Consider the following 26,664-nt stretch of genomic DNA (forward strand, 5'->3'; position numbering starts at 1 on the left):
GGTCCACCGTCGTTAGAGCGCCAGGCCGGCGCGCTCGGCGACGGTGTGCATGTCCTTGTCGCCCCGTCCGGACAGGCTGACGAGGATATGGGTGTCGGCCGGCAGGGTGGGCGCGATACGCACCGCATGGGCGATGGCGTGCGAGGATTCCAGCGCCGGCATGATGCCTTCGATGCGGCAGCAATCGTGGAAGGCCTTGAGCGCCTCTTCGTCCGTCACGCCGACATAGGATGCGCGGCCGCTGTCCTTCAGCCAGGCGTGTTCCGGGCCCACGCCGGGATAGTCCAGGCCGGCGGATACCGAATGCGTTTCCTGGACCTGGCCGTTTTCGTCCTGGATGACATAAGTGCGGTTGCCGTGCAGCACGCCTATCTGCCCGGCGGCGATCGACGCGGCGTGCCGCCCCGTGTCCACCCCTTCGCCGGCGGCTTCGACGCCGACCAGCTGGACATTCTCATACGGAATGTACGGATGGAAGATGCCCATGGCATTGGATCCGCCTCCCACCGCCGCGATGACGATGTCGGGCTGCCGGCCGGCTTCTTCCGGCATCTGCCACAGACATTCCTTCCCGATCACGGTCTGGAAATCGCGCACCATGCGCGGATAGGGGTCCGGCCCCGCCACCGTGCCGATAATGTAGAAGGTGTTCGAGATGTTGGTGACCCAGTCCCGCATGGCTTCGTTCAGCGCGTCCTTGAGGGTGCGGGAACCCGACTCCACCGGCACGACGGAGGCGCCCAGCAGCTTCATGCGGTACACATTGGAGGCCTGGCGGCGGATGTCTTCGCTGCCCATATAGACCACGCACTCCATGCCGTAGCGGGCCGCGACCGTGGCGGTGGCCACGCCGTGCTGCCCGGCGCCCGTTTCGGCGATGACGCGGGGCTTGCACATGCGGCGGGCCAGCAGCGCCTGCCCGATGCAGTTGTTCACCTTGTGAGCGCCGGTGTGGTTCAGGTCTTCGCGCTTGAACCAGATCTGGGCGCCGCCCAGTTCCTGCGACCATCGGCGCGCGTGGTACACGGGGCTGGGCCGGCCGACGAAGTGCTTGAGCTCGTATTCGAACTCTTCGATGAATTGCGGGTCGACGCGATAACGGTCGTACGCCGCGCGCAATTCGTCGAGCGCGTGCATCAGCGTTTCCGCCACGAACACGCCGCCATAGGGGCCGAAATGCCCTTTGGCGTCTGGAAGGTCGTAAGGTTTCACCAGCTTCTCCTCCCGGCATAGCGGGAAAGCGGGTGGCACACCCGCGCCGGACCGGCCCGCCCGCCGATTAGCAACCCGTTATTTTACCTGAGCGCCGCCTCCCGCCCGTCCGGCCGGAAGCGCCGCGCCCGTGCGCGGCCCCCCGGGATCGCCGAGGGTCAGGCCTGGAGCGACTGGCCCACCCGCCGCAAAAAGCGCTCGCAGGCCGCGAGCTGATCCATCGCGACGAACTCGTCCGCCTTGTGCGCCTGGGCGATATGGCCTGGCCCGCACACCACCGTGGGGATGCCCAGCCCCTGGAACAGGCCGGCTTCGGTGGCGTAGGCGACCTTGCGGGTGGCGGTGTCGCGCGTCAGCGCCCGCACCAGCTGCGTGATGGCCGCCTGCTCGGACGCCTCCAGCCCGGGGGCGGCGGCGCCGGACTCGAGCTCGATCCGAGCCTCGGGAAACTCGGCGCGCATGCGCGGCAGCAGCACGTCGTCCACGTAGCGCTGCACTTCGCGCTGGATGCCGTCCGGCGCCAGGCCGGGCAGGTTACGGAACTCGTAGGTGAATTCGCAGGCCTCGGGAATGGTGTTCACCGCGATGCCGCCCCGTATCAAGTTGGTGGTCATCGTGCTGAAGGGCACGTCATAGTGGCCGTCGTAGGGCCCTTTGGCCTTGAAGGCGTCGGCGACGTCGCGGATATGGCAGATCAGGCGGGCGGCATGCTCGATCGCGTTGCAGCCCTGCGGCGTCAGGGATGAATGCGCCGCCTTGCCATGCACCCGGCAGCGGTACACGTTGATGCCCTTGTGCGCCACCACCACTTGCATGCCCGTCGGTTCGCCCACGATGCAGCCCTCCGGCCGGATGCCGCGCTCGCGCAGGTCCGCGAGCATGACCGGCGCGCCGGCGCAGCCGACTTCCTCATCATAGGAGAAAGCCAGGTGCAGCGGCTTGCGCCGCGGCATCGACAGGAATTCCGGCACCAGGGCCAGCGCGGCCGCGATGAAGCCTTTCATGTCGCACGAACCGCGGCCGTACAAAAGCCCCTCGCTTTCGCGCAGCGCGAAAGGGTCGCTCGTCCAGGCCTGGCCGTCCACCGGAACGACGTCGGTGTGTCCTGACAGCACGATGCCGCCCTGCTCGCCGCCGTCCTGTGCCGGCAGGGTGGCGAACAGGTTGGCCTTGCTGCGGTCGGGGTTATGGGCAAGCCAGGCCTGCACGCCCTGCCCTTTGAGCCAATCCCGCACCGTCTCGATGAGGGCCAGGTTCGAATTGCGGCTCGTCGTGTCGAAAGCGATCAGCGTTTCCAGCCAGCGACGGGTGTCCATGGATGTCCTTCGCGGAAAACCGCCAGTGTAGGGGCCGGGGCAGCCGCCGTCCACGCGCACGGCACCGGCGGCGCCGCTGCGCCGGCCTACTTGCGGGTGGCCATCGTCACGCCGGGGACTTCGGCCAAGGCTTGCAGCGCCCGGGACAGCGCGTCGCCGCCATGGACTTCGACGGTAAAGATCATGTGCGCCAGCGAGTTGCGGCTCTGGGTGTTGACGCCGATCACATTCAGCCGCAAGCGGGCGAAGACTTCGGAAAGGTCACGCAGCAAGCCGGACCGGTCGTGCGCCCGCACGCTGATGTCCACGGGATAGACGGTATTGCCCGTGTCGCCCCAGGTGACTTCGATCACGCGTTCCGGCTCGCGCTCGGCCAGCGCCGCATAGCTGCGGCAGTCCGCGCGATGGATGGACACGCCGCGGCCCCGCGTAACGAAGCCGGCGATCGCATCGGGAGGCGCCGGCCGGCAGCAACGCGCGAGCTGGGTCATGAGCGAGCCCACGCCGACCACCAGCACGCCGCTCTTGCCGCCCTTTTCCGTGCTCTCGGCGCGGCTGGCATGCGTGACCACGCCGGGGTCCTCGGCGGGCGCGGCGGGCTGATTGAATACGGCGTCGATCTGGCGCAGGCTGAATTCGTCCTTGGCCGCGGCCACGTACAAATCGTCGGCGCGCGCGAAACCGAGTTGCTGCGCCAGCTGCTCCAGGTTCACCGCGGTTTTGCCCAGGCGCTGCAGCTCCTTTTCGACCAGCGCCTGTCCCTGGGTGATGCGCTGCTGCAGCTCGATTGCATTGAACCAGTTGCGCACCTTCGCTCGCGCCCGCGGACTGGCCAGGAATCCCAGCTGCGGATTCAACCAGTCGCGCGAGGGCCCGCCCGCCTTGGCGGCCACGATTTCCACCGTCTGGCCGGTGGCCAGCCGGGTCTGCAGCGGCACCATTTGCCCATCCACCCGTGCGCCCCGGCAGCGGTGCCCCAGATCGGTATGCAGGTGGTAGGCGAAATCCACCGGCGTCGCGCCGGCGGGAAGCTCGATCACGCGCGCCTGCGGAGTCAGCACATAGATGTGCTCGGCCGCCGCGCGCGGCGGCGCCGACGCTCCGGCCGCGGCGGGAGCGGCGTCCAGATCGGCATTCCAGGCCAGCAACTGCCGCATCCAGGACAATTGCCGGTCGTATTCGCTGGAGGCGGCCACCTGCCCGCCCTTGGCGCCGGCTTCCTTGTAGCGCCAGTGCGCGGCCATCCCGTATTCGGCGAACTGGTGCATTTCGCGCGTGCGGATCTGCACCTCGAAGGGCCTGCCGTCCGCGTCCGCCACAACCGTATGCAGTGACCGGTAGCCGTTGGGCTTGGGCCGCGAAATATAGTCGTCGAACTCCTCGGGCAACGGCGTCCAGAGCTCGTGCACCAGCGCCAGTGCGGCATAGCAGTCGCGCACGTCGTCCACGATGATGCGCAGCGCCCGCAAGTCGAACATCTGGCTGAAGTCGAGCTTCTTGATCCGCATCTTGTTCCAGATGCTGTAGATATGCTTGGGGCGCCCGCTGACTTCGGCTTCGATCCCTGCCCTGCTCAGCGCTTCGCGCATGCGCGTCACCGCATCGGCGATGAAGGCCTCGCGCTCGACGCGCTTTTCTTCCAGCAGCCGGGCGATCTCTTTATAGCGTTCGCCGTCCAGGAAGCGGAAGGCCAGATCCTCCAGTTCCCACTTGAGCTGCCAGATCCCCAGGCGGTTGGCGAGCGGCGCATAAAGGTCCAGCGTTTCCTGTGCGATCACCGGCGGGCAGGCGAGCTTGGAGGCGGCATGCCAGCGCAGGCTTTGCAGGCGCGACGCCAGGCGCATGAGGACGATGCGCAGGTCGGCCGCCATGGCCAGCAGCATCTTGCGCTGCATTTCCTTTTGAGAGCCGGTATCCGCCGCGCTGTCGCTTGCGAGCCTGGCTACGGCGCCCAGGCGCAGCAAGGCCTGGGCGCCCTGGACCAGCCGGCCGATCTCCTGGCCGAATTCCGACACGATGGGATCGTGCTTGCCCGCAACCGGCGGCGCGCCGACATCCGTGGGGAGGGCCGCCAACACCGCCGCGGTGCGCGTGGCGCCGTCGGTGTGCAGGCCCGCCAGGATGCGGACCACGCCCGCGGCATGCCCGGCCAGCGGTTCGCCGGTAAGCGCCAGCGCGTCGCCGAACCGCGGCGCGGCCCAATCGACCGCCTTCTGAAGACGGTCCCGCCATTGCGGATCGAGACCGGCGGCCGCGTGCTCGAACCAGTCGGCATCGAAGGGCGTCGGGGTGTCGGAATCGGAAAGCGCTGGCATGGGCGCGGCAATAAAAACAGTTGGCGGCGGCGTATGCGCGTATGGGAATCCCGACACTCTACACTAGGCACTATGGACGCCAAAGGGTGTGGCGCATCCGCATGGGATCGGCGGCCAGGCGTTGCGGGCCGCGTGCAGCCGCTGTGAGCCGCCGGCACGATGCGGGCCGGGACCGACCCGCGCCCGCGCCATGGATTTTGGAGAATTCGACGATGTTACGGTGGCTGCTTGGCCGCGGCGCGCCTGAGGCGCAGGTGGAAGCGATGGCGGCGCGCATCGCCCCTGCGCTTTGGGCCGAGGTGCTGGGGGCATACCCCTTTTTGCAAGGCCTGGATACGCAGGAACGGGAAGCGCTGCGCGCACGGGCAGCGTGGCTGCTGGCCAGCAAGACGATGAACGGCGCACGCGGTCTCGCGCTCACGGATTTCATGCGGCTGTCCATTGCCGCGCAGGCTGCCCTGCCCATCCTGAACCTGCCCACGTCTTTGTATGAAGGCTGGGACGAAATCATCGTGTACCCCGACGCCTTCATGATCCCCCGGCAACGCGAGGATGACATCGGCGTCGTGCACGAATACGTGGAAGACGCGGCGGGGGAAGCCTGGCATGGCGGCCCGGTCGTACTCTCCTGGGAGGATGCGCGTATCGCCGAGGGGGCCTTCAACGTCGTCATCCACGAGTTCGCCCACAAGCTCGACCTGGCGGGCGGCGATGCCGACGGCATGCCGAACCTGGCCGGCCGGCCCGATCTGCAGGCCCGTCTCTGGCGACGCGTACTGGACGACAGCCTGGCGCGCTACACCGAGGCGCTGGACGCGGTAGAGGCATCCATTCCGGCCGACGTCGACCCCGAAGGACCGGAGGCCGACGCCTGGTACGGTCAGCTGCCCTTGGATCCGTACGCCGCCACGGACGAAAGCGAATTCTTTGCGGTCAGCAGCGAAACGTTTTTCGTGGACCCGGCGCCGCTGGCCGCGGCCCTGCCGGAATGGTACGGGCTGTTGCGCACGTACTACCGGCAGGATCCGCTGGCGCGGCTGTCCGGGGAACCGCCGGAAATCAGTTGACCGCGGCGGTCACGACGATCTCGACCTTGTAGTCGGGATTGGCCAGGCGGGCCTCCACGGTGGCGCGGGGAGGCGAATTGCCGGGCGCGACCCACGCGTCCCAAGCCTTGTTCATGTCGTCGAATTCCTTCATGTTGGCGACGAAAATCTGCGCCATCAGGATTTTGGATTTGTCCGTGCCGGCATCCGCGAGCAGCCTGTCGATGGTCGCCAGCACCTGCTTCGTTTGGGTGGTCATGTCGGCCTTGGGGTCGTCAGGCACCTGACCCGCCAGATAGGCTACGCCGTTGTAGACCGCGACGTCGGACAGCCGCTTCTCGACGTTGATGCGCTTGATGGAGCTCATACCAGTATCCTCGCGATGGAAGCCGGGCGGCGTACCGCCCGGCGGTGAAAATGACGGATTATCGCTGTCTTCTGCGCGTCAGGCCAGCGCCCTTGCCCGGCGTACGTGCGGCCCCGGAAGTCAACCGGCCGAGCGACCCTGGGCCGTGACGCGGCGCGGCACCCGGTGCAGATCGCGCAGGATATTCAGCATCAATTCGGCGCGATGGCTTAGCTGGCGCGAAGCCAGCGTGACGGCGCATCCGATGTGCGAATAGCGCACGCCACGCGCGGCCGGCTGCAGACCGAATCTGCCCTGAAGCAATTCGCCATAGTGGCTGGGCAACAGGCCCTGGTAGTAGCCCGTGGCGACCATCGCCCCAACCGCGTCCAGTCCGCCGACCTCCGGTCCCCGCTCATAGCGGCCCGTCGCGAGCGCCCGCTCCACGTGCGGGTGAGAGCGGTAGACCAGCGGCAGCCTGGCCTGCTCGCGCGCCGCGGATATCCGCCGCGACACGTATACGCGGTGCGTCTCGCGGTACAGCGGCAGGTAATTGAAATCCCTATCCTCGCTGTACTTGCCGCGGATCGCGATGTCGATGCGCTGCGTATGCAGCGCATGATCGAGCTCCTTGAAGGACATCACCAGGATCTCCGGCTGCACGTTCGGGGCCTGGCGGTGCAGTTCGCCCAAGGCTTCCGGAAGATGGCATTCAGGGTGCGTCAGCGTATGTTCGCCCAGCCCGATGGCGAGCGGACCGGACAACACGCCATGGGCCGCATCGACCTCCGGCCGGATCCGGGCCAGTGCGCGCAGCGCGGTGGTCGCCAGCCGAAGCGCGACCACGCCCTCGGCGGTCAGGCGAAAGCCGCCGGGTCCGCGCTCGCACAGCCGCACGCCCAGGTGCGCTTCGACATCCCGGATATGGCGGCTGATCGACGCCTTCGACATGAGAAGGCGCCGCTCCGCGGCCGCGAATCCGCCGGCCTCCGCCACATGACAGAACACGCGCAGCGAACGAAGGTTGCGTTCGTCGAAATCCAGTTTGAGCATGAAGACGCGAGCCCTGAAAGTGGGAGGACGACCCTCGGGTAAACCCGGTGGAAAGTTCCGTTATTCGATACCTACCGCACAAAAATATCATTTTTCAAGCCCATGGCGCGCCCTTAGAGTAGCCGCAACACACATCGGAACCCCACACGCCGGGCCCCCTCGCCCCACATCTCTCACATGGCCAAACTCCCTCTTACCGTTGCCCCGAAGACCGGACACAAGACATTGCTGTATTCGGAACTCGTCACCGAACTGCAAGGCTTGAAGGCGGACATTGCCGTGCTGGGCATGCCTTTCGGCTCGCCCTATACCCCCCAGGCCTTCGGCAACGACCAAACCCGCGCGCCGCAAGCCCTGCGCGAGGTCACCGACCGCATGGTGCGCGCGCCCGAACACTACGACTTCGATATCGACGGCCCCTTGCTGCAAGGCCGATCGGACATCCGTTTCGTGGACTGCGGCGACGTCATGCCCGATACGCAGATCCCGGGCGAGCACTACCGCCGCTGCGAACAAGCCGTGCGCCATATCCTGCGCGGGGGAGGACTGCCGATCGTGCTGGGCGGGGACCACGGCATCACCAATCCCGTGCTGCGCGCCTACGAGGAACTCGGCAAGGAGATCACGCTGGTGCACGTCGACGCCCACCTGGACTGGCGCGACGAGGTCAATGGCGTGCGCGACGGCCTGTCCAGCCCGATCCGCCGCGCATCGGAATTGCCGTATGTGGGCAAGATCATCCAGATCGGCCTGCGCGCCCAGGGCAGCGGCCGGCCCGCCGATTTCGAGGCCGCCAAGGCCTACGGCGCCGAACTGATTACGGCGTATGAGCTGCACGACATCGGCATGGACGCCGTCCTGGCGCGCATTCCGGACGGCGGCAATTACTACCTTTCGATCGACGCCGATGGCATGGATCCCACGGTGATGCCGGCGGTAGATGGCCCGGCGCCCGGCGGCGTGACCTTCCCGCAAGCGCGCAAGCTGATTCACGGACTGGTGCGCAAGGGCCGCGTGGTGGGCATGGACATCGTGGAAATCCAGCCTTCCAAGGACACGGCCACCCGCCTGACCTGCGTGACCGCGGGGCGCCTGATCGTCAACCTGATAGGCAGCACCATCCGCGCCGGCTACTTCGACCGGGCCTGACCGCCTTCCTCAACCCAACCAAAGCGATCCAGATGGCACACACCCGCATCCGCAAATTCAACACGCGCGATACCTACCCCGAACAGAAGATCGACAACGATCTATGCCAGGCGGTCGTGGCGCGCGGCACCACCGTCTTCCTGCGCGGCCAGATCGGCCAGGACCTGGACACGTCGGAATGCGTCTGCATCGGCGACGTCGCCGGCCAGGCCGAGCAGGCAATGAAGAACATCGATATGCTTTTGAAGGAAGCTGGCAGCCAGCTCGACCACATCTGCAAGCTCACCATCTACATCACCGATCCGCGTTACCGCGAAGCGGTCTACAACGTGGTGGGAAAATGGCTGAAGGGCGTCTATCCCGTCTCCACGGGCATCGTCATCAGCGCCTTCGCCCGCACCGAATACCTGGTCGAGATCGACGCGACAGCCGTCATTCCCGACTGATCCGCAAAGAGGAGGCCCCAGCCTCCCGCAGCATGACCCTCAAGGGGAAGCCGAGGAGTCACACAGCCGCGCCGCGACACCCGTATCCGGGGTCGCGGTGCATCGACTTTTGACGGCAGTTTTGAAAGGACTACGCCATGCATATCAAGAAATGGATACTCGGGGCTGTAACCGTATTTTCTTGTGCCATGAGCCTGTCGGCCCGCGCAGCCGACCTGCTCGACGAAATCATCCAGCGCGGCACGATCCGGGTGGCCGTGCCCACCGATTACCCGCCTTTCGGCTTCGTCGGACCGGACATGAAGGCCCAGGGCCTGGACGTCGACATGGCCAACCTGATCGGCCAGAAGCTGGGCGTGAAGGTCGAACTGGTTCCGGTCACCGCCCCCAACCGCGTGCCCTACCTGCAAACCGGCAAGACGGATCTCACCATCTCGTCCTTGGGCAAGACCGCCGAGCGCGCGCAGGTGATCGATTTCAGCATTGCCTACGCGCCCTTCTTCGATGCCATCTTCGGCGCCAAGGGCAACCCCGCGAAGACCCACGCCGATCTGGCCGGCAAGGTGATTGCCGTGACGCGCGGCTCCATGCAGGACCAGGAGCTGCAGGACCTGGCGCCCAAGGCCATCGTGCAGCGGTACGAAGACAACAACAGCACCATTGCGGCCTTCCTCTCCGGCCAGACGGAGTTCTTCGCCAGCGGTACGCCCGTGGCCGCGGCCCTGACGCAGCGCAATCCCAAGCTGGACATGGCCTTGAAAGTCGTGCTGGCCAACTCGCCCTGCTACATCGGCGTGCGCAAGGGGCAGCCGAAACTCCTGGCCAAGGTCAACGACATCATCCGCGATGCCAAGCGCAGCGGCAAGATCGACGAGTTGTCCGTGCGCTGGATGGGCGCGCCGGCCGGCGACCTGCCTGAATAAGAAAGCCCCGGCGCCCCTCCGGGCGCACGGATCGCGGAACACCGCACGGCGCGACCGCGCGCGCCGGCGGACAAGGGGATACGCGTGCACACCGATACCATGACAACGAGCATGGCGTTGGCGCAATGGGTGGACGGTCTGGCGTCCGCGCATATACCGCCCGCCGTGCGGCAGGTTGCCACGACCTGCATTCTGGACACCCTGGCGGTCGCCGTGGCGGGCGCCGCCACGCCGGCGGCGCGCGCGGCGCTGGCCCTCTGCCCCAACGCCGCAACGGGTCCCTGCACCATTCTGGGGCGGACCGACGTCGCGGCGGACGCGCCGCTGGCCGCCTTCGTCAACGCCACGGCCGCGCACGCCCTGGACTTCGATGACAACTGCTACGCCGGGTTCGTCCATGGATCAGCGGTCATCGTGCCCGCCCTCCTGGCCTGCGCCGAATCCATGGATGCCACCGGAGAACAGACGGTGACAGCCCTGGTGGCCGGCGCGGAATGCGAGTACGCGATTGGCGCTGCCACGCAGGGGCGGCTTTACGAACGCGGCTGGTGGACCACCGGCGTGCTGGGCCCTATCGGCGCGGCCATGGCGGCTGCCAAGCTCTTCCGGCTGGATCCCGCGCGGACACGGGAAGCGCTGGCGCTCGCGGTCAGCATGGCGTCGGGAACCAAGTCCTGCTTCGGGTCGGACGCCAAACCGCTGATGGCGGGCAAGGCCGCGCAGGCCGGCGTGCAAAGCGCCTGCCTGGCGCAGGCGGGCGCCACAGGACCGGCCGATCCCTTCGGCGCCCCGAGCGGCTTTGCCGCCCGCTTCAATGAGGGCGTCTTCGATGGGAGCGCGTTGGCTTCGCTGGGCCGGTCCTGGTACTTGCTAGAACCCGGGGTGGACGTCAAGCGCATCCCGGTATGCCTGTCGTCGCACGCAGCGGTCGACGCGCTGCGCGCGCTGATGGCGCGGCACCGCTTCCAGGCGTCCGACGTAAAGCGTGTGACTTGCGACGTCCCTCCCATCGTTGCCGCCAATCTGGTTCACGCCATGCCGGCCACGCCCGGGCAGGCGCGCTTCAGCATGCCGTTTGCCATCGCCATGACGCTGCTCGATCCCGACTGGGGCCTGGCCGCGCTGCATCCCGCGCAACTGGCGCGCGACGACCTGCGCTGCCTGATGCGGGTGGTCCACATGGAAACCGGCCCCGCGTGGAATGACGCGAAGCGCCGCAGCGCCGCGCCCGAAGGCGCGGTCGTGCGCGTAACGCTGACCAATGGCGCGGTCTTGGAGGCCAGCCGCGACAAGGCGGCGGGCAGCGCCGCCGCGCCCCTGCCGGAGGCCGCGGTGTCACGCAAATTCCACGACTGCACCGCCCCCGTTATCGGCGCGCGGCACGCGGCGACGCTGCTGGCGCGCCTGCGTTCGCTCGACGGCCCGGAACCTATCCGGGCGGTTTTCGACATCCTGCGCACCCGCAAGTTGGCCGCGGCGCCGGGAATCGGAGAAGGGGAATCCTGATGCTGCATTTTTCCAGCGTGCTCGCTTCCTGGCCCGTATTCCTGAGCGGGCTCGCGATCACGGTTCTCTTGACGCTTTTGTCCTGCTCCCTCGGTACGCTGCTGGGCATCGGCTGCGCCTGGTGCCGGGTGTACGGTTCGCGCCCCCTGCGCGTTGCCGTGGCGTGCTACGTGGAGTTCTTTCGCAACACGCCTTTCATCGTGCAGATCTTTTTCATTTACTTCGGCCTTCCGGCCATCGGCCTGCGCTTCGCCAGCCTGCCCGCGGCCATCCTGGCGCTCACCATCAATCTGGGCGCCTACGCCTGCGAGATCGTGCGCGCCGGCATCGAAGCCACGCCGCGCGGCCAGATCGAAGCGGCGCAGTGTCTCAGCCTGAACCGCTGGCAGGTCTTCACGCGCGTGGTGCTGCCGCCCGCCATGTCGCGTGTCTGGCCCGCGCTGACGAGCCAGCTGGTCATCATCATGCTCGCGACGGCCGTCTGCAGCCTTGTTTCGACGGCGGAGCTGTCGTACGTCACCAACCGCATCGCCGCGCAGACGTTCCGCCAGTTCGAGTCGTACATCGTGGTCACGGCGCTATACCCGGTGCTATCCATTTGCTTCCGGCGCCTGCTGCAATGGCTGGGCCCGCGATTCCTGTTCGGCTGCGCGCCCCTGGGAGCCAACCGATGATGACCGCTTTCACCACCTGGGACATTCTGCGCAATCTGCTGCTTGCGCTGCCTTGGACCCTGGCCTTGTCGGCCATCGCCTTCGCCGGCGGCGCCGTGGCGGGCCTGCTCCTGCTGGTGCTGCGGCTGGCCCGGCCGAAGATTTTCGAGCTTCCGGTGGCTGCCTATGTGCAGGTCTTCCAGGGGACGCCGCTGCTGATGCAGCTGTTCCTCGTGTATTTCGGCCTGGCCCTGGTCGGCGTCGAAACCTCCCCGATGACGGCGGCCACGCTCTGCTTCACGCTGTACGCCAGCGCCTATCTGACGGAGACGTGGCGGGGGTGCGTGGAGTCCATCCCCAAGGGTCAATGGGAAGCATCGTCCTGCCTGGCGCTGAGCTTCGGCCAGCAGCTGCGGCATGTAATCTTCCCGCAGGCGCTGCGGCTGTCGGTCCCGCCCACCGTGGGGCTGGTCGTGCAGATCGTCAAGAACACCTCGCTCGCCTCCGTGGTCGGATTCGTCGAGCTCACCCGCACCGGCCAGATGATCGCCAACGTCACTTTCGAGCCGTTCCTCGTCTACGGACTGGTCGCCTTGTTTTATTTCGCGCTCTGCTTTCCATGCTCGCTGTTCGGCGCATGGGTGGAGAAGCGCATGCGCGTCGAATACTGAGGACCCGCCATGCAAACACAAAGAGATTCCGCCCCTTTGGTCGATATCCGCGGCGTGCACAAGCGCTTCGGCGAGAACGAAGTTCTGAAAGGCATCGACCTGCAGGTGGCGCGCAGCGAAGTCATCTGCATCATCGGCAAAAGCGGTTCGGGCAAAAGCACCCTGCTACGTTGCATCAACGGCCTGGAATCCTTCGATCAGGGCCAGATCGTGGTCGGTGGACAGCGGGTCCTGAGCTCGGACGCCGGCGCCCTGCGCGAACTGCGTCAGAAGGTCGGCATGATCTTCCAGCAGTTCAATCTGTTCCCATCCATGACGGCGGGCGAAAACGTCATGCTGGCGCCGCGCCTGGTGCTCAAGCGGCCGCGCGACGAATGCCGGGACCGCGCGCGCAGGCTGCTTGCCCGCGTGGGACTGGAGGGCAAGTTCGATGCGTCGCCCCATCAGCTTTCGGGCGGGCAGCAGCAGCGGGTCGCCATTGCGCGCGCGCTGGCCATGGACCCCGAAGTGCTGCTGTGCGACGAAATGACTTCTGCTTTGGACCCGGAACTCGTGGGGGAAGTGTTGCAGGTTATCGAGCAGCTCGCGCGGGACGGCGCAACGCTGATCATCGTGACGCACGAAATGGGCTTCGCCCGCAAGGTCAGCGACCGGGTTATCTTCATGCACCATGGCCGGGTTCACGAAATGGGAACCCCGGAAGAAATTTTCGGATCGCCGCGCAGCCCCGAGCTGCGCAGCTTTCTGTCATTCCCCGCCCAACCTCCTCATAATGACGCACCCTCATCCCGCGAACAGTCTCGCACTGCTGCATGAACTCATCGCCTTCCCCTCTGTCACGCTGACGCCCAACGCCGGCCTGATGGACCGGGTGCAGGCGCTGCTGCGCGACGCCGGCATCAACGCCCTGCGCGTGCCCGATCCGGAAGACGCCACGCGGTGCAATCTGTTCGCCACGGTGGGGCCACGCGACGTTCCGGGGGTCATGCTGTCCGGCCACACCGACGTGGTGCCGGCACAGGGCCAGCCGTGGACCGTGCCTCCATTCGAGCCGACGGTGCGCGAGGGCCGCGTCTACGGGCGCGGCAGTTCGGACATGAAAGGCTTCGTCGCCTGCGCGGTGATGGCGATGATCCATGCCGCCGGCCGGCCGCTGAAGCGGCCGCTGCAGCTGGCCCTTTCCTTCGACGAAGAGATCGGTTGCGTCGGCGTCCGCCACCTGATCCGCGCCCTCGAAGGGCTGCGGCCGGCGCCGGCGCTATGCATCGTCGGCGAGCCCACGCTGATGAAAATCGGCACGGGGCATAAGGGCAAGGCGGCCTATCGCGCGCTGTGCTGCGGCCAGGCCGGCCATTCCGGACTGGCGCCGCGGTTCGTCAACGCCATCCACACCGCCGCCGACCTGGTCGCCGCCCTGCGCGACGTGCAGCAGGAGCTTGCGGACAACGGACGCCGCGAGGACGGCTATCCCATTCCCTACTCCACCATCCATGCCGGCACGATACGCGGCGGCACCGCGCTGAATATCGTTCCGGACCGATGCGAGGTGGATTTCGAGATACGGACGGTGGCGGAGGACGACCCTGCCGACATTTTGTCCCGGGTGCTCGAACTGACCCAGGCTCGCATGCGGCAGGCGGCGGCGCTTCCGGACGCCATGCCGCCGGACGTCAGCCTGGTAAACGCCTATCCCGGGTTGAGCACCGCGGAAGACTCGCCCGCCGTGCGCCTGCTTGCCTCGTGGCTGCCCCCGGGGACCCCGCGCACCAAAGTGGCATTCGGCACCGAAGGAGGCTTGTTCCGCCGGCAATGGCACGAGACCTCGGTGCTGGTCTGCGGTCCCGGCAATATCGAAGTGGCCCACAAAGCCGACGAATACGTCGAGATCTCGCAGATCGAAGCCTGCGATGCCATGCTCGCGCGGTTGACGGATTATCTCTGCGTTTGAGCGGCGCGGCAGAAGGCGGCGGCGCGCCCGGCGAGCCGGCCGTCTTTACTTCGCGCCGCTTTCCTCGGGGATCGGCGGCAGTTGGAAGACCTGGCGCAGATAAGCCAGGTAGGCGGGATCGTCGCACATCGTCTTTTCCGGCGAATCCGAGACCTTGGCGACCGGCTGGCCGTTGCACCGGACCATCTTCATGACGATCTGCAGCGGCTGGTGCCCAAGGTCGTTCGTCAGGTTGGTGCCGATGCCGAAGGACACCTTGCATCGCCCGGCGAAGCGCCGGGCCAGCTCGATGGCGCGGGGAAACGTAAGGGCATCCGAAAACACCAGCGTTTTGGTGCGCGGATCCACCCGGTTCGCCTTGTAGTGTTCGATCATGCGCTCGCCCCAGACGAAGGGATCGCCGGAATCGTGGCGCGCGCCGTCGAACAGTTTGCAGAAATACATATCGAAATCGCGCAGGAAGGCGTCGGTGCCGTAGACATCGGACAGCGCGATGCCCAGGTCTCCCCGGTATTCCTTGGCCCAGACTTCCAGCGCGTATACCTGGGAATCGCGCAGACGCGGGCCGAGCGCCTGGCAGGCCTGCAGATATTCATGCCCCATCGTTCCCAAGGGCAGGACGCCGTACTTGCGCGCCAGCCAGACGTTGCTGGTGCCGGCGAACATTTTGCCCATGGTGGCTTTCATGGTCCCCACGACTTCGTCGTGCCAGACCTTGGAAAAACGCCGCCGGGTGCCGTATTCCGCGACCCGGAAATCCACCATTTCGGGGTCGTCCAGCACCAGCTTCATTTTCGATTTCAGACGCGCCCGGCCCTCCTCCAGGTCGGGGTGCGCCCGGGTATTCCTGAAATAGACCTCGTTGACGATGGCCAGCACCGGAATCTCGAACAGGATCGTGTGGAGCCAGGGCCCCTTGACCTCGATGGAAATTTCGCCCGGATGCTCGCCTTCGCCGATGAAGATGCAGCGCTCGGGCAAATGGAACAGGCCCAGGAAATCGACGAAATCGCTTTTGATGAAACGCAGGCCGCGCAGATAATCCAGCTCGTCTTCCGTAAAGCGCAGCTGGCACAGGGCGTGGATCTCTTCGCGTATTTCATCCAGATAAGGGCGCAGATTCACGCCGGGCGTACGGCATTTGTAGCGGTATTCGACCTGGGCAGCCGGAAAGTGGTGCAGCACCACTTGCATCATGCTGAACTTGTACAGGTCGGTGTCTAGCAGCGAGGTGATTATCATGGTTCGCGTTGTCGCTTCCGTGCGCCGGGGCCGCTTCCGGCCGGCAATTGTCCGGCCCTTGCCGCCCATCCTTGCCGGGGGAAAAGCCGTATTCAACCATAGTACCGCCGGGGATGAGCGAAAAGCGCGCCTCGCGCGACACTACCCCGGCCAGGGTTATCGGGAAGGCTCGCGCGCGATTGGGTAAAATCCGTTTTTTAAGCGGAACAAAAGAGTGCACCCCGGAGCTGCCGCATGACCCACGTCGTCACCGAAAACTGTATCAAGTGCAAGTACACCGATTGCGTGGACGTGTGCCCCGTGGATTGTTTCCGCGAAGGCCCGAATTTCCTGGTCATCGACCCGGACGAATGCATCGACTGTGCTGTTTGCATCCCCGAATGTCCGGCCAATGCCATATATGCCGAGGAAGACGTCCCGCAGGATCAGCTGCAGTTCATCAAGCTGAACGCGGAGCTGGCGACCGAATTCACCAGTATCAGCCGGGCGAAAAAGCCGCTGGACGATGCCGATGAATGGAACGGCAAGCCGGACAAGCTGCAGTACCTGGAAAAATAATTCCGCGGCCGGCCGTTTTGCGTGCGGCGGCCCTCCCCGCCCATGACCGAAAGCAAGTACACCCGCCAGACCGTCACCGAGGTACGAAGCTGGGTGCCGGGCAAGCTGTTTTCCCTGCGAGTGACCCGCGACCCCGGCTTCATTTTCAAGGCCGGACAGTTCGCGCGCGTCGGCCTGCCTGAAAGCGGGCGCCCTGACGCGGAACCCACCCTGTGGCGCGCCTACTCGATGGTGTCCGGCCCCCTGGACAACGAGCTGGAGTTCTACTCCATCGTGGTCCCCGACGGCGCCTTCAGCCCGCGCCTGGCGGCGCTGAAGCCGGGCGACCCTGTCTACATCGAAAAAAATCCATACGGATTCCTGACGATAGACCGCTTCGGCGTGCCCGCCGGAGCCGCGGCCGGCGCGGCGCGCAGTGGCGGCCAGCACAGCGATCTATGGCTGCTCGCGACGGGAACGGGCCTCTCGGCCTATCTGTCGATCCTGCGCGACCCCGACACCTGGACCACCTTCCGCCGGATCATCCTGATCCATGGCGTGCGCCATGCCAGCGAACTGGCTTACCGGCAGGAGATCGAAGGCTGGTCCAGCCTGCCAGAATTCGCCGACATTCGTCGCGCAGATCCGCGCAAACTCATCTATGTGCCCATCGCGACCCGCGAGGCGCTGCCCGGCATGCCCCAGGCGCGGCTGACCACCCTGATCGAGGACGGACGGCTGGAATCGCTGGTGGGCGAGAAGCTGGATCCGGCCACCGCGAAGGTCATGCTTTGCGGCAACCCCGACATGCTGGCGGACGCGCGCAAACTGCTCGGCGCGCGCGGCTTCGCGCCCGGACGGCGCGGCGTGCCCGGCAATCTCGCCGTTGAAAACTATTGGTAATACCAGCGGCACGCCCATTGCGCTGTAACCGCACGGACCGCCAAACATCGGCCCGCCCGCGGAACCTTCCTTCCCTGACCGCCAGAAAACCGGATTTTCCCGTTTTGGCAACAGTACCGGTTTTGGGGACGCGTCGTTCCCCTGCTATCGCTGGCCCAAACTGTAGCAGTGCGTAAAATGGGGTGCATGATTGCCTTCGGTCTCCCGGGCCGACGGTGCGGGGCCGCAAGGCCTCGCGTCTGGAAAGGAACTCTTGATGCTGTATGAACTGCATGAGTTGCAGCGCGCCTTCTTGACGCCCTTGGCCGCCTTCACCGACGTCGGCTCACAACTCTTCTCAAATCCCTATAGCCCCTGGGCCTACACGCCCATGGCCCGCTCCCTTGCCGCCGGCTGCGAGCTGATGCACCGTATCGGCAAGGAATACGAAAAACCCGCCTGGGGCCTGCCGACCACCGAGGTCGATGGCCGCAAGGTTCAGGTGGTCGAAAAGATTGCCGTCGATAAGCCGTTTTGCCGGCTGATCCATTTCGAGCGGCAAGGGCTGAGCAAGCGGGGCGATCCCCAGGTGCTGCTGGTCGCGCCGCTGTCCGGCCATCACGCCACGCTGCTGCGCGACACCGTGCGCGCGCTGCTGCCCAACCACGACGTCTATGTGACGGACTGGATGGACGCACGCATGGTGCCGCTGTCCGAAGGGCCTTTCCACCTGAACGACTATGTCCGGTATGTGCAGGACTTCCTGCGTTTCCTAGGCGCCGACACACATGTGATTTCGGTTTGCCAGCCGACGGTGCCGGTCCTGGCGGCGATTTCGCTGATGGCGTCCAATGACGATCCCTGTCAGCCGCGCAGCATGGTCATGATGGGCGGGCCCATCGATCCCCGCGAAAGCCCCACCCAGGTGAACCGCCTGGCGACGACCAAGCCGTACTCCTGGTTCGAGAATCAATTGATCCATCGGGTGCCGGCACGCTACCCGGGTTCGGGGCGCCTGGTTTATCCGGGATTCCTGCAACACGCAGGCTTCGTCGCGATGAATCCGGACCGTCACCTGAAGTCCCACTACGACTTTTATCTGGATCTGGTGCGCGGCGACGATAGCGATGCCGAGGCGCACCGCCGCTTTTATGACGAGTACAACGCGGTGCTCGACATGGCGGCGGAGTTCTATCTGGACACGATCAAAATGGTGTTCCAGGAATACCGCCTGCCCATGGGAACGTGGGAGGTGGATGGGCAGCACGTGAAACCCGGGGATATCCGCAAGGTCGCCCTGATGACCATCGAAGGCGAACTTGATGATATTTCTGGCCAGGGCCAGACGCGCGCCGCGCTGGACCTGTGCAGCGGCATCCCGGCCAGCCGCAAGACCCACTATACGGCGCAGCGCTGCGGCCACTATGGGATCTTCTCCGGGCGCCGCTGGCGCGAACTGGTCTGTCCTAAAATCACGGCCTTCATCCGCCAGCACGCCTGAACCTGCCGTGGCGGCCCCGCCGCCGCCCGGCGCGATACGGGGCCGTCACGGCCCCGGCTTTTTTATGTCCGTCACGACCCTCGCAGATCGCATCGACGCCCTGCTCCCCCAGACCCAATGCACGAAATGCGGCTATCAGGGCTGCCGGCCCTATGCCGAAGCGATTGCGGCGGGGGAAGCCGATATCAACCGCTGCCCGCCCGGCGGCGAGGACGGCGTGCGCCAGCTCGCGAACCTGATGGGCAGATCCGCGCCGGCGCTGGACCGCTCCCGCGGTGAACCCGGCCCGCTCATGCTGGCGGTCGTGGACGAGACCCACTGCATCGGCTGCACCTTGTGCATCGACGCCTGCCCGGTGGATGCGATCGTGGGCGCACCCAAGCGCATGCATACCGTGCTGGACGCGCTGTGCACGGGCTGCGATCTGTGCGTGGCTCCCTGTCCCGTGGACTGCATCGCGATGGTGCCCGCCGGTCGTGCGTGGACGGCAGAGGACGCGCGGGCGGCCCGGGAACGCCATGATCGGCGTGCACGCCGTCTGCGCGACATCGCGGCCGCCGGCCCCGCCGCTCGGCGGGCGGGGGCGCGGCTGGCGCTGCCTTCGTCGCCCCAGGAAGGTCCGGCGCAGGCCGGCGCACCGGGGCCCGCCGCTGGCCCGGACGGGGATCTGCAGGCCGCCGAACGCCGCCGTGCCGCCATCGAGAACGCGCTGGCGCGCGCACGGGCGCGCCGCGCTTCCCAGAAGTGAGCAACAAAAGGAACGCATTCCGGTGAACGCCGCCAAACGCCGCGAGATTTTCGCCCGCCTGCAAGCCGCCAATCCCACGCCCACGACGGAACTCGAGTACACAACGCCTTTTCAGTTGCTGATCGCGGTGCTGTTGTCCGCCCAAGCCACGGACAAATCGGTAAACATCGCCACGCGCAAGTTCTTTCCGCACTACGGCACCCCGCAAGGACTGGTGGAACTGGGCGAAGCCGGGCTTGCGGAATACATCAAAACCATCGGCCTGTACCGCACCAAGGCGAAGAACGCCGTTGAAACGGCCCGGCTCATCCTGGAGCGGCACGGCGGCGAAGTGCCGCAGACGCGCGAAGCCCTGGAAGCGCTGCCGGGCGTCGGCCGCAAGACGGCCAATGTGGTTTTGAATACGGCGTTCGGGCAGCCCACCATGGCGGTCGATACGCACATCTTCCGCGTGGCCAACCGCACCGGACTGGCGCCCGGCAAGAACGTGCTGGAAGTGGAGCTCAAACTCACCCGTCTGGTGCCGCGCGAATATTTGCAGGACGCGCACCACTGGCTGATCCTGCACGGCCGCTACGTCTGCGTGGCGCGCACGCCGAAATGCCCCCAATGCGGCATCAGCGACTTATGCGAATACCGGCATAAGACCCCTGTGAAAGCGGCATAAGGGGCCGGCAAAGGCCGCCGTAAAGGCGGCATCGCCGCGTGCGTCACAAGCCAGCCACAAGACTGTCAAGACCCTGTCTTCCTTAGGCAAAACCTATGTAAAACCCGCATAGAATTTTGCCTAGGCCGTCCGCATACTCGCCGCAATAATTATGGACGGTGGTGGTACATGGAAGACACCATTCTGGAGACTCAGGGACTGACGAAGGAGTTTCGCGGCTTCGTCGCGGTGAAAGGCGTCGACCTGCGGGTGCGGCGCGGCCACATACACGCGTTGATCGGTCCCAACGGCGCGGGCAAGACCACCTGCTTCAACCTGCTCACCAAGTTCCTCGCGCCCAGCGCGGGCCGGATCGTTTTCAATGGCGTGGACATCACCGGGGAAAAGCCCGCGCAGATCGCGCGCCGCGGCATTATCCGCTCCTTCCAGATTTCCGCGGTTTTTCCGCATCTGACCGTACTGGAAAACGTACGTATCGGCCTGCAGCGCAAGACGGGGCTTTCCTACCGCTTCTGGCGCAGCGAAAGGCCGCTGGCCGCCCTGAACGACAGGGCCCGCGCGCTGCTCGATGAAGTGGACCTGGGCGCTCTCGCGGACGAAATGACGGTCAACCTTCCCTATGGGCGCAAGCGGGCCCTGGAAATCGCCACTACTCTCGCCATGGAACCCGAGCTGATGCTGCTGGACGAGCCGACGCAGGGCATGGGCCACGAAGACGTCGATCGAGTGACGAAACTCATCAAGCGTGTCAGCGCCGGCAGGACCATCCTGATGGTCGAACACAATATGAACGTGGTGTCCTCCATCGCCGACCGCATCACCGTACTGGCGCGCGGCGCCGTGCTGGCCGAAGGCAGCTACGACGAGGTGTCGCGCAATCCGGACGTGATGCAGGCCTATATGGGAACGACGACGGGCGAACTGCAAGGAGCGCATGCATGAACGGCGCACCGGCATTGGAAATCAGCGATCTGCACGCGTGGTACGGCGAATCGCATATTCTGCACGGCGTGAACATGCAGGTTTGCCAGGGTGAAGTCGTCACCCTGCTCGGCCGCAACGGCGCGGGCCGCACCACGACGCTGCGCGCCATCCTGGGCCTGACCGGCAGCCGCCGGGGCTCGGTTCGCATCAACGGCACGGAATCGATCAACCTGCCGACGTACCGCATTGCCCACCTTGGCGTCGGCTATTGCCCCGAGGAGCGCGGCATCTTCGCCAGCCTGTCGTGCGAGGAGAACCTGCTGCTGCCGCCGGTCATCGGCGGCGCGCTGGGCGGCGGCATGTCTCTGGCCGAAATCTATGAGATGTTCCCCAACCTGCACGAACGGCGCCATTCGCCCGGCACGCGGCTGTCCGGCGGCGAACAGCAGATGCTCGCCGTCGCGCGCATCCTGCGCACCGGGGCCAGCCTCCTGCTTCTGGACGAGATCTCCGAAGGGCTGGCGCCGGTTATCGTGCAGGCGCTGGGACGGATGATCACCACCCTGAAACAGCGCGGATACACCATCGTGATGGTGGAGCAGAACTTCCGCTTCGCCGCCCCGCTGGCCGACCGCTTTTACGTGATGGAGCACGGCCAGATCGTCGAGCACTTCGAGGCCTCACAGCTCAACGACAAACAGGAAACGCTCAACGACCTGTTGGGCGTTTGAACTGCCACCCGCCGTCGCATCGGCAACCCCCTACAAGAGGGAGAGGAGAGAAAATGAAGCTGCATACCCTTACCGCTGCCCTGGCGCTCGCCGGTCTCGGCGGCCTGGCCCTGCCTGCCGCCCAGGCGCAGGGCATTTCCGACGATGTGATCCGCATCGGCTTTATCACCGACATGTCCGGCGTGTACTCGGATATCGACGGCAAGGCCGGTGTGGAAGCCATCCGCATGGCGATCGAGGACGCGGGCGGCACGATCAACGGCAAGAAAATCGAGTTGCTGTCCGCCGACCACCAGAACAAGGCCGACGTCGCCTCGTCGCGGGCGCGCGAATGGTTCGACCAGCAGCGCGTCGACGTCCTGATCGGCGGCACCAATTCCGCCACCAGCCTCGCCATGGCCAACGTCGCCGCCGAGAAGAAAAAGCCCTTCATCGCGATCGGCGCCGGCGCATCGGACCTGACCAACTCGCAATGCTCGCCGTATACGGTGCACTATGCCTACGACACGGTTGCGCTGGCCCGCGGCACCGGTTCGGCGGTGGTGAAGGACGGCGGCAAGAGCTGGTTCTTCCTGACCGCGGACTATGCCTTCGGCCACGCGCTGGAGCGCGACACCGCCGCCGTCGTCAAGTCGGCCGGCGGAGAGGTGAAGGGCCAGGTGCGCGCGCCGCTGGGCGCCTCCGACTTCTCGTCCTTCCTGTTGCAGGCCCAGGCCTCCAAGGCGCAGATCCTGGGCCTCGCCAACGCGGGCGGCGATACGATCAACTCGATCAAGGCAGCCAACGAATTCGGCATCACCCAGAGCATGAAACTGGCCGGTCTGCTGGTCTTCATCAATGACGTCGATTCGCTGGGACTGCAGGCCACCCAGAACATGTACCTGACCGACGGCTGGTACTGGGATCAGAACGACGCCTCGCGCGCGTGGAGCAAGAAGTTCGAGGCCAAGGTCGGCCGCAAGCCCTCGATGCTGCAGGCGGGCGATTACTCGTCGGTGAGCTTCTACCTGAACGCGGTGAAGGCAACCGGCACCGATGACGCAGACGCGGTCATGAAGTGGATGAAGTCGAACAAGATCAACGACATGTTCACCCAGGGCGGCTACGTGCGCGAAGATGGCCGCATGGTGCACGACATGTACCTGATGCAGGTGAAAACGCCGAAGGAATCGAAGGGCCGCTGGGACTACTACAAGGTGGTTGCAACGCTGCCCGGAGACCAGGTCTATACCAAGCTGTCGGAATCGACCTGCAAGCTGGTCAAGAAATAAGCCGGCATCGCGCGTCGGCGTCCTGACGGGCGCCGACGCGCGCTTGCCCTCGCTCACGCCAACCGGCGCAGGATTTCCAAAAAGCTATGAATGTTTTCGGCATCCCCATGCAGGCCCTGTTCGGGCAATTGCTGCTGGGCCTGGTGAACGGTTCCTTCTACGCCATGCTCTCGCTGGGCCTGGCGGTCATTTTCGGCCTGCTCAACGTCATCAATTTCGCGCACGGCGCCCTGTACATGATGGGCGCCTTCGTGGCGTGGATGGGGCTGGCCTACGCGGGCCTGAACTACTGGCTCATGCTGATTCTGGCGCCGGTCGTCGTCGGCATTTTTGGCGTCGTGATCGAGCGGCTGCTGTTGCGGCACCTTTACCGGCTGGACCATCTGTACGGACTGCTTCTGACGTTCGGCCTGACCCTGCTGATCGAAGGCCTGTTCCGCAGTTTCTACGGCGTGTCCGGCCAGCCCTTCCCCACCCCGGACCTGCTGCGCGGCGCCACCAACCTGGGGTTCATGATCCTGCCCAACTATCGCGGCTGGGTGGTGGCGGCCTCCCTTGTGGTCTGCCTTGGCACCTGGTTCGTGATCGAACGCACGCGGCTCGGCGCCCTGCTGCGCGCGGCCACCGAAAACCCGAAGCTGGTCGAAGCGTTCGGCGTGAACGTGCCGCGCATGGTCATGCTGACCTACGGATTCGGCGTGGGCCTGGCGGCCTTTGCCGGCGTTCTGGCCGCGCCCGTCCTGCAAGTATCCCCCCTGATGGGATCGAACCTGATCATCGTCGTATTCGCCGTGGTGGTGATCGGCGGCATGGGCTCCATCATGGGCGCCATCCTGACCGGCCTGGGGCTGGGCGTGATCGAGGGCCTGACCAAGGTGTTCTGGCCTGAAGCGTCCAACACCGTGGTGTTCGTCATCATGGCCATCGTGCTGCTGCTGCGCCCCGCCGGCCTGTTCGGAAAGGAAAAATGAATCGACACATCGTTGGCTATGTCGTCCTGGCGATCGTGGCGGCGCTGCTGCCCTTTGCCGGCGTGTATCCCATCTTCGCCATGAAGGTGATGTGCTATGCGCTGTTCGCCTGCGCGTTCAACCTGCTGCTCGGATTCACCGGGCTCCTTTCGTTCGGCCACGCCGCCTTCCTGGGCAGCGCCGCCTATGCCACCGGACACGCGATGAAGGCGTGGGGATTCACGCCCGAAGCCGGGTTGCTCTTCGGCATGGCGGTTGCCGCCCTGCTCGGCCTGGTGATCGGCGGCCTGGCGATCCGCCGCAGCGGCATCTACTTCGCCATGATCACCCTGGCGATGGCGCAGATGGTGTACTTCTTCTTCCTCCAGGCGCCCTTCACCGGCGGCGAGGACGGCCTGCAGCGCGTGCCGCGCGGGCGCCTCTTCGGCCTGATCGACCTGACCAGCGACCTGACGCTGTATTACCTGGTGCTGGCGCTGTTCATCATCGGCTTCGTCATCATCTGGCGTGCCGTCAATTCGCCCTTTGGCCAGGTGCTGAAAGCGATACGCGAGAACGAGCCGCGAGCGATTTCGCTGGGCTACGACGTGGAACGCTTCAAGCTGCTCGCTTTCGTGCTGTCGGCCGCCATCGCGGGCCTGGCGGGATCGGCGAAGACGCTGGTGTTCGTCTCTGCGACGCTGTCGGACGCGACCTGGCAGATGTCGGGCCTGGTCATCCTGATGACGCTGATCGGCGGCATGGGCACCTTCCTGGGCCCCGTGCTGGGCGCCTTCATCGTCGTGCTGCTTGAAAACAAGGTCGGCGACTTCGGCCAGTTCATGGCCGCATCCACCGGCGTGGATTGGTTCCGGCAGCTCGGCGAGTCGGTGACCATCGTCATCGGGCTGATCTTCGTGATCTGCGTCATGGCCTTCCGCCGCGGCATCGTCGGCGAATTCCAGGCCCTGCTGCGGCGGCGCAAGCCGGCCTGAGGCTGGGCCGACCGGACGGCGGCAGGCTGGCCTGCCGCCGTCATGCGCATTATGCTGGAGTGGTTCCTGAGGACCGCTCCATGACCGCATCCCGCTCTCACGCGCCCCGGCGCGGCTTCGTCCCCCCCTATCTGCTGGACCGGCTCGCACGCCAGGGCAGCCCGGAAGTGCGGGCGCGCGCCAGCGCGACGCTGAGCCTGGACGGCAGCCCTGGGATGCTGCGCATGACGGCCCAGGCGCGCGCGTTCGCCGCGGAAGCGCCTGAGCGGGCGCAGGCCGGCGCGGGCCGCCGCATCTACACCGCCGCGGGCGGCACCAGCCTGCCGGGGACGCTGCTGCGGTCCGAGGGGGACGCGGCGACAGGCGACGTGGCGGCGGACGAAGCCTATAGCTACCTGGGCGCCACGTATGCGCTGTATGCCGAGGTGTATGACCGGGACTCCATCGATGGCCGCGGCATGGCACTGGCCGGCACGGTTCATTACGGCCGCGAGTACGACAACGCCTTCTGGAACGGCGCGCAAATGGTGTTCGGCGACGGGGATGGCGAGATATTCAACCGCTTCACGATCGCGCCCGACATCGTGGGGCACGAGCTCACGCACGGGGTGATCGACCACGAGGCTGCCCTCGTCTACCGCGGGCAGGCCGGCGCCCTGAACGAATCGATATCCGACATATTCGGCACGCTGGTCAAGCAGTACCAAGCCGGTCAGACCGCCGATCAGGCCGACTGGCTCATCGGCGCTGGCCTGTTCAGGCCCGGCGTCCAGGCGCAGGCGCTGCGCTCGATGCGCGAACCCGGCACAGCCTACGATGACCCCGTGCTGGGCCGCGACCCTCAGCCCGCGCATATGCGTGATTTCGTGCAGACCGGCGAAGACAACGGCGGCGTCCACCTGAATTCCGGCATTCCGAACCGCGCCTTCTATCTGGCCGCCAGCGCTTTGGGCGGCCACGCCTGGGAGAAAGCCGGACAAGTCTGGTACGACACCGTCTGCGATGCCGCCCTGCCCCGGGACGCGGATTTCCGCGCTTTCGCGATGCTGACGCTCAAGCACGCCCAGGCGGCCGGCGCCCGGCCGGCGGTGCACGACGCCTGGCGCGAAGTCGGGGTGCTTCCATGAAGCCGTTTCCGCCATGGGACGCCGTGATCGCGGTGCATTTGAAGCGCCAGGGCGGCGTGGCGGCAATCCCGGCGCTTTCGCGCCCGCGCACCATTTCGCTGCGCGACTGCTCCGACGACGTCCGCGGACGCCTGTGCACAGCGCTGGCCGACGCGGCGGCGCAGGCTGGGGGAGCTTGCGGAACGGGCGACCAGCGCTATTTCACCGTGGAAATCGACATCGACGGCGAAAGCGAAGCGCTGCGCTTCGACGTGCCCGAGTCGGCCGCGCCCGAACCGCTGGTCCGGTTGTGGCGGGAAGGCAAGACCTGACATCCGATTTGGCTATGCTATGTGCCCAACCGGAAAGCGGCGGCCCGGCACTTGCCGGCAGGCCGCGAACTTTTTCTGGTTGGCAAAGTCTTATATAAGACATAAGATATAAGACCTAGGCACACTCCGTGCTGTCGCGGCTGCATGACAAGCGCGGAGAAACCCATGAAAATGGCAGCTTTTTCGCGGTCCAC

The 26,664-nt window shown here is 65.9% G+C and carries 27 protein-coding genes; 21 read left to right on the plus strand and 6 right to left on the minus strand.

Annotated features, from left to right (window positions below):
* Nucleotides 1-12: 12 nt before the first annotated feature.
* The 3 genes from trpB to CAL13_RS14985 form a co-directional block, all read right to left on the minus strand.
* Nucleotides 13-1,212, minus strand: coding sequence for a tryptophan synthase subunit beta (gene trpB, locus CAL13_RS14975; protein ID WP_086072814.1), 1,200 nt, complete (start codon nt 1,210-1,212; stop codon nt 13-15).
* A gap of 158 nt (nt 1,213-1,370) precedes the next feature.
* Nucleotides 1,371-2,528 (minus strand): acetylornithine deacetylase, encoded by a 1,158-nt coding sequence (gene argE / locus CAL13_RS14980; protein ID WP_086072815.1) that lies wholly within the window; start codon nt 2,526-2,528, stop codon nt 1,371-1,373.
* An 86-nt stretch (nt 2,529-2,614) separates the two neighbouring features.
* A complete protein-coding gene (locus CAL13_RS14985) occupies nt 2,615-4,843 on the minus strand; it encodes a RelA/SpoT family protein (RefSeq protein ID WP_086058100.1) in 2,229 nt (742 codons plus the stop codon).
* Between the two features lie 212 nt (nt 4,844-5,055).
* Here CAL13_RS14985 and CAL13_RS14990 point away from each other — a divergent pair, with 212 nt between their 5' ends.
* Nucleotides 5,056-5,910: a zinc-dependent peptidase gene (locus CAL13_RS14990; RefSeq protein WP_086072816.1), complete on the plus strand. Its 855-nt coding sequence runs from the start codon at nt 5,056-5,058 to the stop codon at nt 5,908-5,910.
* Here CAL13_RS14990 and CAL13_RS14995 read toward each other — a convergent pair.
* A complete protein-coding gene (locus CAL13_RS14995; protein WP_086072817.1) occupies nt 5,903-6,256 on the minus strand; it encodes a RidA family protein in 354 nt (117 codons plus the stop codon). The two genes, CAL13_RS14990 and CAL13_RS14995, sit on opposite strands and share 8 nt — an antisense overlap.
* A 120-nt stretch (nt 6,257-6,376) precedes the next feature.
* Nucleotides 6,377-7,288, minus strand: a complete 912-nt coding sequence (locus tag CAL13_RS15000) for a LysR family transcriptional regulator (RefSeq protein WP_086058103.1) — start codon at nt 7,286-7,288, stop codon at nt 6,377-6,379.
* Nucleotides 7,289-7,465: 177 nt separating this feature from the next.
* Here CAL13_RS15000 and CAL13_RS15005 point away from each other — a divergent pair, with 177 nt between their 5' ends.
* From CAL13_RS15005 to argE (CAL13_RS15040), 8 genes are all read left to right on the plus strand, one after another.
* Nucleotides 7,466-8,437 carry an agmatinase gene (locus CAL13_RS15005; protein ID WP_086072818.1) on the plus strand — a complete coding sequence of 324 codons (972 nt, stop codon included), beginning with the start codon at nt 7,466-7,468 and terminating at the stop codon, nt 8,435-8,437.
* Nucleotides 8,438-8,469: 32 nt separating this feature from the next.
* Nucleotides 8,470-8,883 carry a RidA family protein gene (locus tag CAL13_RS15010; protein WP_086058105.1) on the plus strand — a complete coding sequence of 138 codons (414 nt, stop codon included), beginning with the start codon at nt 8,470-8,472 and terminating at the stop codon, nt 8,881-8,883.
* A 137-nt stretch (nt 8,884-9,020) separates the two neighbouring features.
* Nucleotides 9,021-9,806, plus strand: coding sequence for a transporter substrate-binding domain-containing protein (locus CAL13_RS15015; RefSeq protein WP_086058106.1), 786 nt, complete (start codon nt 9,021-9,023; stop codon nt 9,804-9,806).
* Nucleotides 9,807-9,890: 84 nt separating this feature from the next.
* The gene (locus tag CAL13_RS15020) at nt 9,891-11,312 is read left to right on the plus strand and encodes an MmgE/PrpD family protein (protein WP_086072819.1); all 1,422 of its coding nucleotides are present in this window, start codon (nt 9,891-9,893) and stop codon (nt 11,310-11,312) included.
* Nucleotides 11,312-11,986 (plus strand): amino acid ABC transporter permease, encoded by a 675-nt coding sequence (locus CAL13_RS15025; protein ID WP_086072820.1) that lies wholly within the window; start codon nt 11,312-11,314, stop codon nt 11,984-11,986. Before CAL13_RS15020 ends, CAL13_RS15025 begins: the two co-directional genes overlap by 1 nt.
* On the plus strand, nt 11,986-12,636 hold the full coding sequence (locus CAL13_RS15030; protein WP_198297798.1) for an amino acid ABC transporter permease: 651 nt from the start codon (nt 11,986-11,988) through the stop codon (nt 12,634-12,636). Before CAL13_RS15025 ends, CAL13_RS15030 begins: the two co-directional genes overlap by 1 nt.
* A 9-nt stretch (nt 12,637-12,645) precedes the next feature.
* The gene (locus tag CAL13_RS15035; RefSeq protein WP_086072821.1) at nt 12,646-13,452 is read left to right on the plus strand and encodes an amino acid ABC transporter ATP-binding protein; all 807 of its coding nucleotides are present in this window, start codon (nt 12,646-12,648) and stop codon (nt 13,450-13,452) included.
* The gene (gene argE / locus CAL13_RS15040) at nt 13,409-14,584 is read left to right on the plus strand and encodes an acetylornithine deacetylase (RefSeq protein ID WP_086072822.1); all 1,176 of its coding nucleotides are present in this window, start codon (nt 13,409-13,411) and stop codon (nt 14,582-14,584) included. The genes CAL13_RS15035 and argE (CAL13_RS15040) overlap by 44 nt, the downstream gene beginning before the upstream one ends.
* Before the next feature lie 45 nt (nt 14,585-14,629).
* On the opposite strand, the gene pncB is transcribed toward argE (CAL13_RS15040), so the two are convergent.
* The gene (pncB, locus tag CAL13_RS15045; RefSeq protein ID WP_086072823.1) at nt 14,630-15,826 is read right to left on the minus strand and encodes a nicotinate phosphoribosyltransferase; all 1,197 of its coding nucleotides are present in this window, start codon (nt 15,824-15,826) and stop codon (nt 14,630-14,632) included.
* 234 nt (nt 15,827-16,060) lie between these two features.
* Between pncB and fdxA the strand changes: the two genes are divergently transcribed.
* The 12 genes from fdxA (at nt 16,061) to CAL13_RS15105 (ending at nt 26,470) form a co-directional block, all read left to right on the plus strand.
* A complete protein-coding gene (gene fdxA, locus CAL13_RS15050) occupies nt 16,061-16,384 on the plus strand; it encodes a ferredoxin FdxA (RefSeq protein ID WP_086058112.1) in 324 nt (107 codons plus the stop codon).
* A 42-nt stretch (nt 16,385-16,426) separates the two neighbouring features.
* Nucleotides 16,427-17,266, plus strand: coding sequence for a ferredoxin--NADP reductase (locus CAL13_RS15055; protein ID WP_086072824.1), 840 nt, complete (start codon nt 16,427-16,429; stop codon nt 17,264-17,266).
* A 256-nt stretch (nt 17,267-17,522) separates the two neighbouring features.
* Nucleotides 17,523-18,746, plus strand: coding sequence for a polyhydroxyalkanoate depolymerase (locus tag CAL13_RS15060; protein WP_086072825.1), 1,224 nt, complete (start codon nt 17,523-17,525; stop codon nt 18,744-18,746).
* A gap of 64 nt (nt 18,747-18,810) precedes the next feature.
* Complete coding sequence (rsxB, locus tag CAL13_RS15065) at nt 18,811-19,494, plus strand: electron transport complex subunit RsxB (RefSeq protein ID WP_086072826.1); 684 nt, start codon at nt 18,811-18,813, stop codon at nt 19,492-19,494.
* Nucleotides 19,495-19,516: 22 nt separating this feature from the next.
* The gene (gene nth / locus CAL13_RS15070; RefSeq protein WP_086072827.1) at nt 19,517-20,161 is read left to right on the plus strand and encodes an endonuclease III; all 645 of its coding nucleotides are present in this window, start codon (nt 19,517-19,519) and stop codon (nt 20,159-20,161) included.
* A gap of 168 nt (nt 20,162-20,329) precedes the next feature.
* On the plus strand, nt 20,330-21,103 hold the full coding sequence (locus tag CAL13_RS15075) for an ABC transporter ATP-binding protein (protein WP_086058117.1): 774 nt from the start codon (nt 20,330-20,332) through the stop codon (nt 21,101-21,103).
* Complete coding sequence (locus tag CAL13_RS15080) at nt 21,100-21,816, plus strand: ABC transporter ATP-binding protein (RefSeq protein WP_086072828.1); 717 nt, start codon at nt 21,100-21,102, stop codon at nt 21,814-21,816. Before CAL13_RS15075 ends, CAL13_RS15080 begins: the two co-directional genes overlap by 4 nt.
* A gap of 53 nt (nt 21,817-21,869) precedes the next feature.
* Nucleotides 21,870-23,087 carry an ABC transporter substrate-binding protein gene (locus CAL13_RS15085; RefSeq protein ID WP_086058119.1) on the plus strand — a complete coding sequence of 406 codons (1,218 nt, stop codon included), beginning with the start codon at nt 21,870-21,872 and terminating at the stop codon, nt 23,085-23,087.
* 86 nt (nt 23,088-23,173) lie between these two features.
* Entirely contained in the window at nt 23,174-24,058 is an 885-nt protein-coding gene (locus tag CAL13_RS15090; RefSeq protein WP_086058120.1) for a branched-chain amino acid ABC transporter permease, read from the plus strand.
* A complete protein-coding gene (locus CAL13_RS15095) occupies nt 24,055-25,032 on the plus strand; it encodes a branched-chain amino acid ABC transporter permease (RefSeq protein WP_086058121.1) in 978 nt (325 codons plus the stop codon). Before CAL13_RS15090 ends, CAL13_RS15095 begins: the two co-directional genes overlap by 4 nt.
* Before the next feature lie 80 nt (nt 25,033-25,112).
* On the plus strand, nt 25,113-26,159 hold the full coding sequence (locus CAL13_RS15100; protein WP_086072829.1) for a M4 family metallopeptidase: 1,047 nt from the start codon (nt 25,113-25,115) through the stop codon (nt 26,157-26,159).
* Nucleotides 26,156-26,470 (plus strand): protealysin inhibitor emfourin, encoded by a 315-nt coding sequence (locus CAL13_RS15105; RefSeq protein ID WP_086058123.1) that lies wholly within the window; start codon nt 26,156-26,158, stop codon nt 26,468-26,470. Before CAL13_RS15100 ends, CAL13_RS15105 begins: the two co-directional genes overlap by 4 nt.
* Nucleotides 26,471-26,664 lie beyond the last annotated feature (194 nt).

This window comes from Bordetella genomosp. 9 (assembly GCF_002119725.1).
In the GTDB taxonomy this organism is placed as follows: Bacteria; Pseudomonadota; Gammaproteobacteria; order Burkholderiales; family Burkholderiaceae_B; genus Bordetella_C.

Coding starts and splice junctions, on each gene's coding strand:
- argE (WP_086072815.1), bottom strand. CDS start 2,528: ATGGACACCCGTCGCTGGCTGGAAACGCTGATCGCTTTCGACACGACG.
- CAL13_RS14985 (WP_086058100.1), bottom strand. CDS start 4,843: ATGCCAGCGCTTTCCGATTCCGACACCCCGACGCCCTTCGATGCCGAC.
- CAL13_RS14990 (WP_086072816.1), top strand. CDS start 5,056: ATGTTACGGTGGCTGCTTGGCCGCGGCGCGCCTGAGGCGCAGGTGGAA.
- CAL13_RS14995 (WP_086072817.1), bottom strand. CDS start 6,256: ATGAGCTCCATCAAGCGCATCAACGTCGAGAAGCGGCTGTCCGACGTC.
- CAL13_RS15000 (WP_086058103.1), bottom strand. CDS start 7,288: ATGCTCAAACTGGATTTCGACGAACGCAACCTTCGTTCGCTGCGCGTG.
- CAL13_RS15005 (WP_086072818.1), top strand. CDS start 7,466: ATGGCCAAACTCCCTCTTACCGTTGCCCCGAAGACCGGACACAAGACA.
- CAL13_RS15010 (WP_086058105.1), top strand. CDS start 8,470: ATGGCACACACCCGCATCCGCAAATTCAACACGCGCGATACCTACCCC.
- CAL13_RS15015 (WP_086058106.1), top strand. CDS start 9,021: ATGCATATCAAGAAATGGATACTCGGGGCTGTAACCGTATTTTCTTGT.
- CAL13_RS15025 (WP_086072820.1), top strand. CDS start 11,312: ATGCTGCATTTTTCCAGCGTGCTCGCTTCCTGGCCCGTATTCCTGAGC.
- CAL13_RS15030 (WP_198297798.1), top strand. CDS start 11,986: ATGACCGCTTTCACCACCTGGGACATTCTGCGCAATCTGCTGCTTGCG.
- CAL13_RS15035 (WP_086072821.1), top strand. CDS start 12,646: ATGCAAACACAAAGAGATTCCGCCCCTTTGGTCGATATCCGCGGCGTG.
- argE (WP_086072822.1), top strand. CDS start 13,409: ATGACGCACCCTCATCCCGCGAACAGTCTCGCACTGCTGCATGAACTC.
- pncB (WP_086072823.1), bottom strand. CDS start 15,826: ATGATAATCACCTCGCTGCTAGACACCGACCTGTACAAGTTCAGCATG.
- fdxA (WP_086058112.1), top strand. CDS start 16,061: ATGACCCACGTCGTCACCGAAAACTGTATCAAGTGCAAGTACACCGAT.
- CAL13_RS15055 (WP_086072824.1), top strand. CDS start 16,427: ATGACCGAAAGCAAGTACACCCGCCAGACCGTCACCGAGGTACGAAGC.
- CAL13_RS15060 (WP_086072825.1), top strand. CDS start 17,523: ATGCTGTATGAACTGCATGAGTTGCAGCGCGCCTTCTTGACGCCCTTG.
- rsxB (WP_086072826.1), top strand. CDS start 18,811: ATGTCCGTCACGACCCTCGCAGATCGCATCGACGCCCTGCTCCCCCAG.
- CAL13_RS15075 (WP_086058117.1), top strand. CDS start 20,330: ATGGAAGACACCATTCTGGAGACTCAGGGACTGACGAAGGAGTTTCGC.
- CAL13_RS15080 (WP_086072828.1), top strand. CDS start 21,100: ATGAACGGCGCACCGGCATTGGAAATCAGCGATCTGCACGCGTGGTAC.
- CAL13_RS15085 (WP_086058119.1), top strand. CDS start 21,870: ATGAAGCTGCATACCCTTACCGCTGCCCTGGCGCTCGCCGGTCTCGGC.
- CAL13_RS15090 (WP_086058120.1), top strand. CDS start 23,174: ATGAATGTTTTCGGCATCCCCATGCAGGCCCTGTTCGGGCAATTGCTG.
- CAL13_RS15095 (WP_086058121.1), top strand. CDS start 24,055: ATGAATCGACACATCGTTGGCTATGTCGTCCTGGCGATCGTGGCGGCG.
- CAL13_RS15100 (WP_086072829.1), top strand. CDS start 25,113: ATGACCGCATCCCGCTCTCACGCGCCCCGGCGCGGCTTCGTCCCCCCC.
- CAL13_RS15105 (WP_086058123.1), top strand. CDS start 26,156: ATGAAGCCGTTTCCGCCATGGGACGCCGTGATCGCGGTGCATTTGAAG.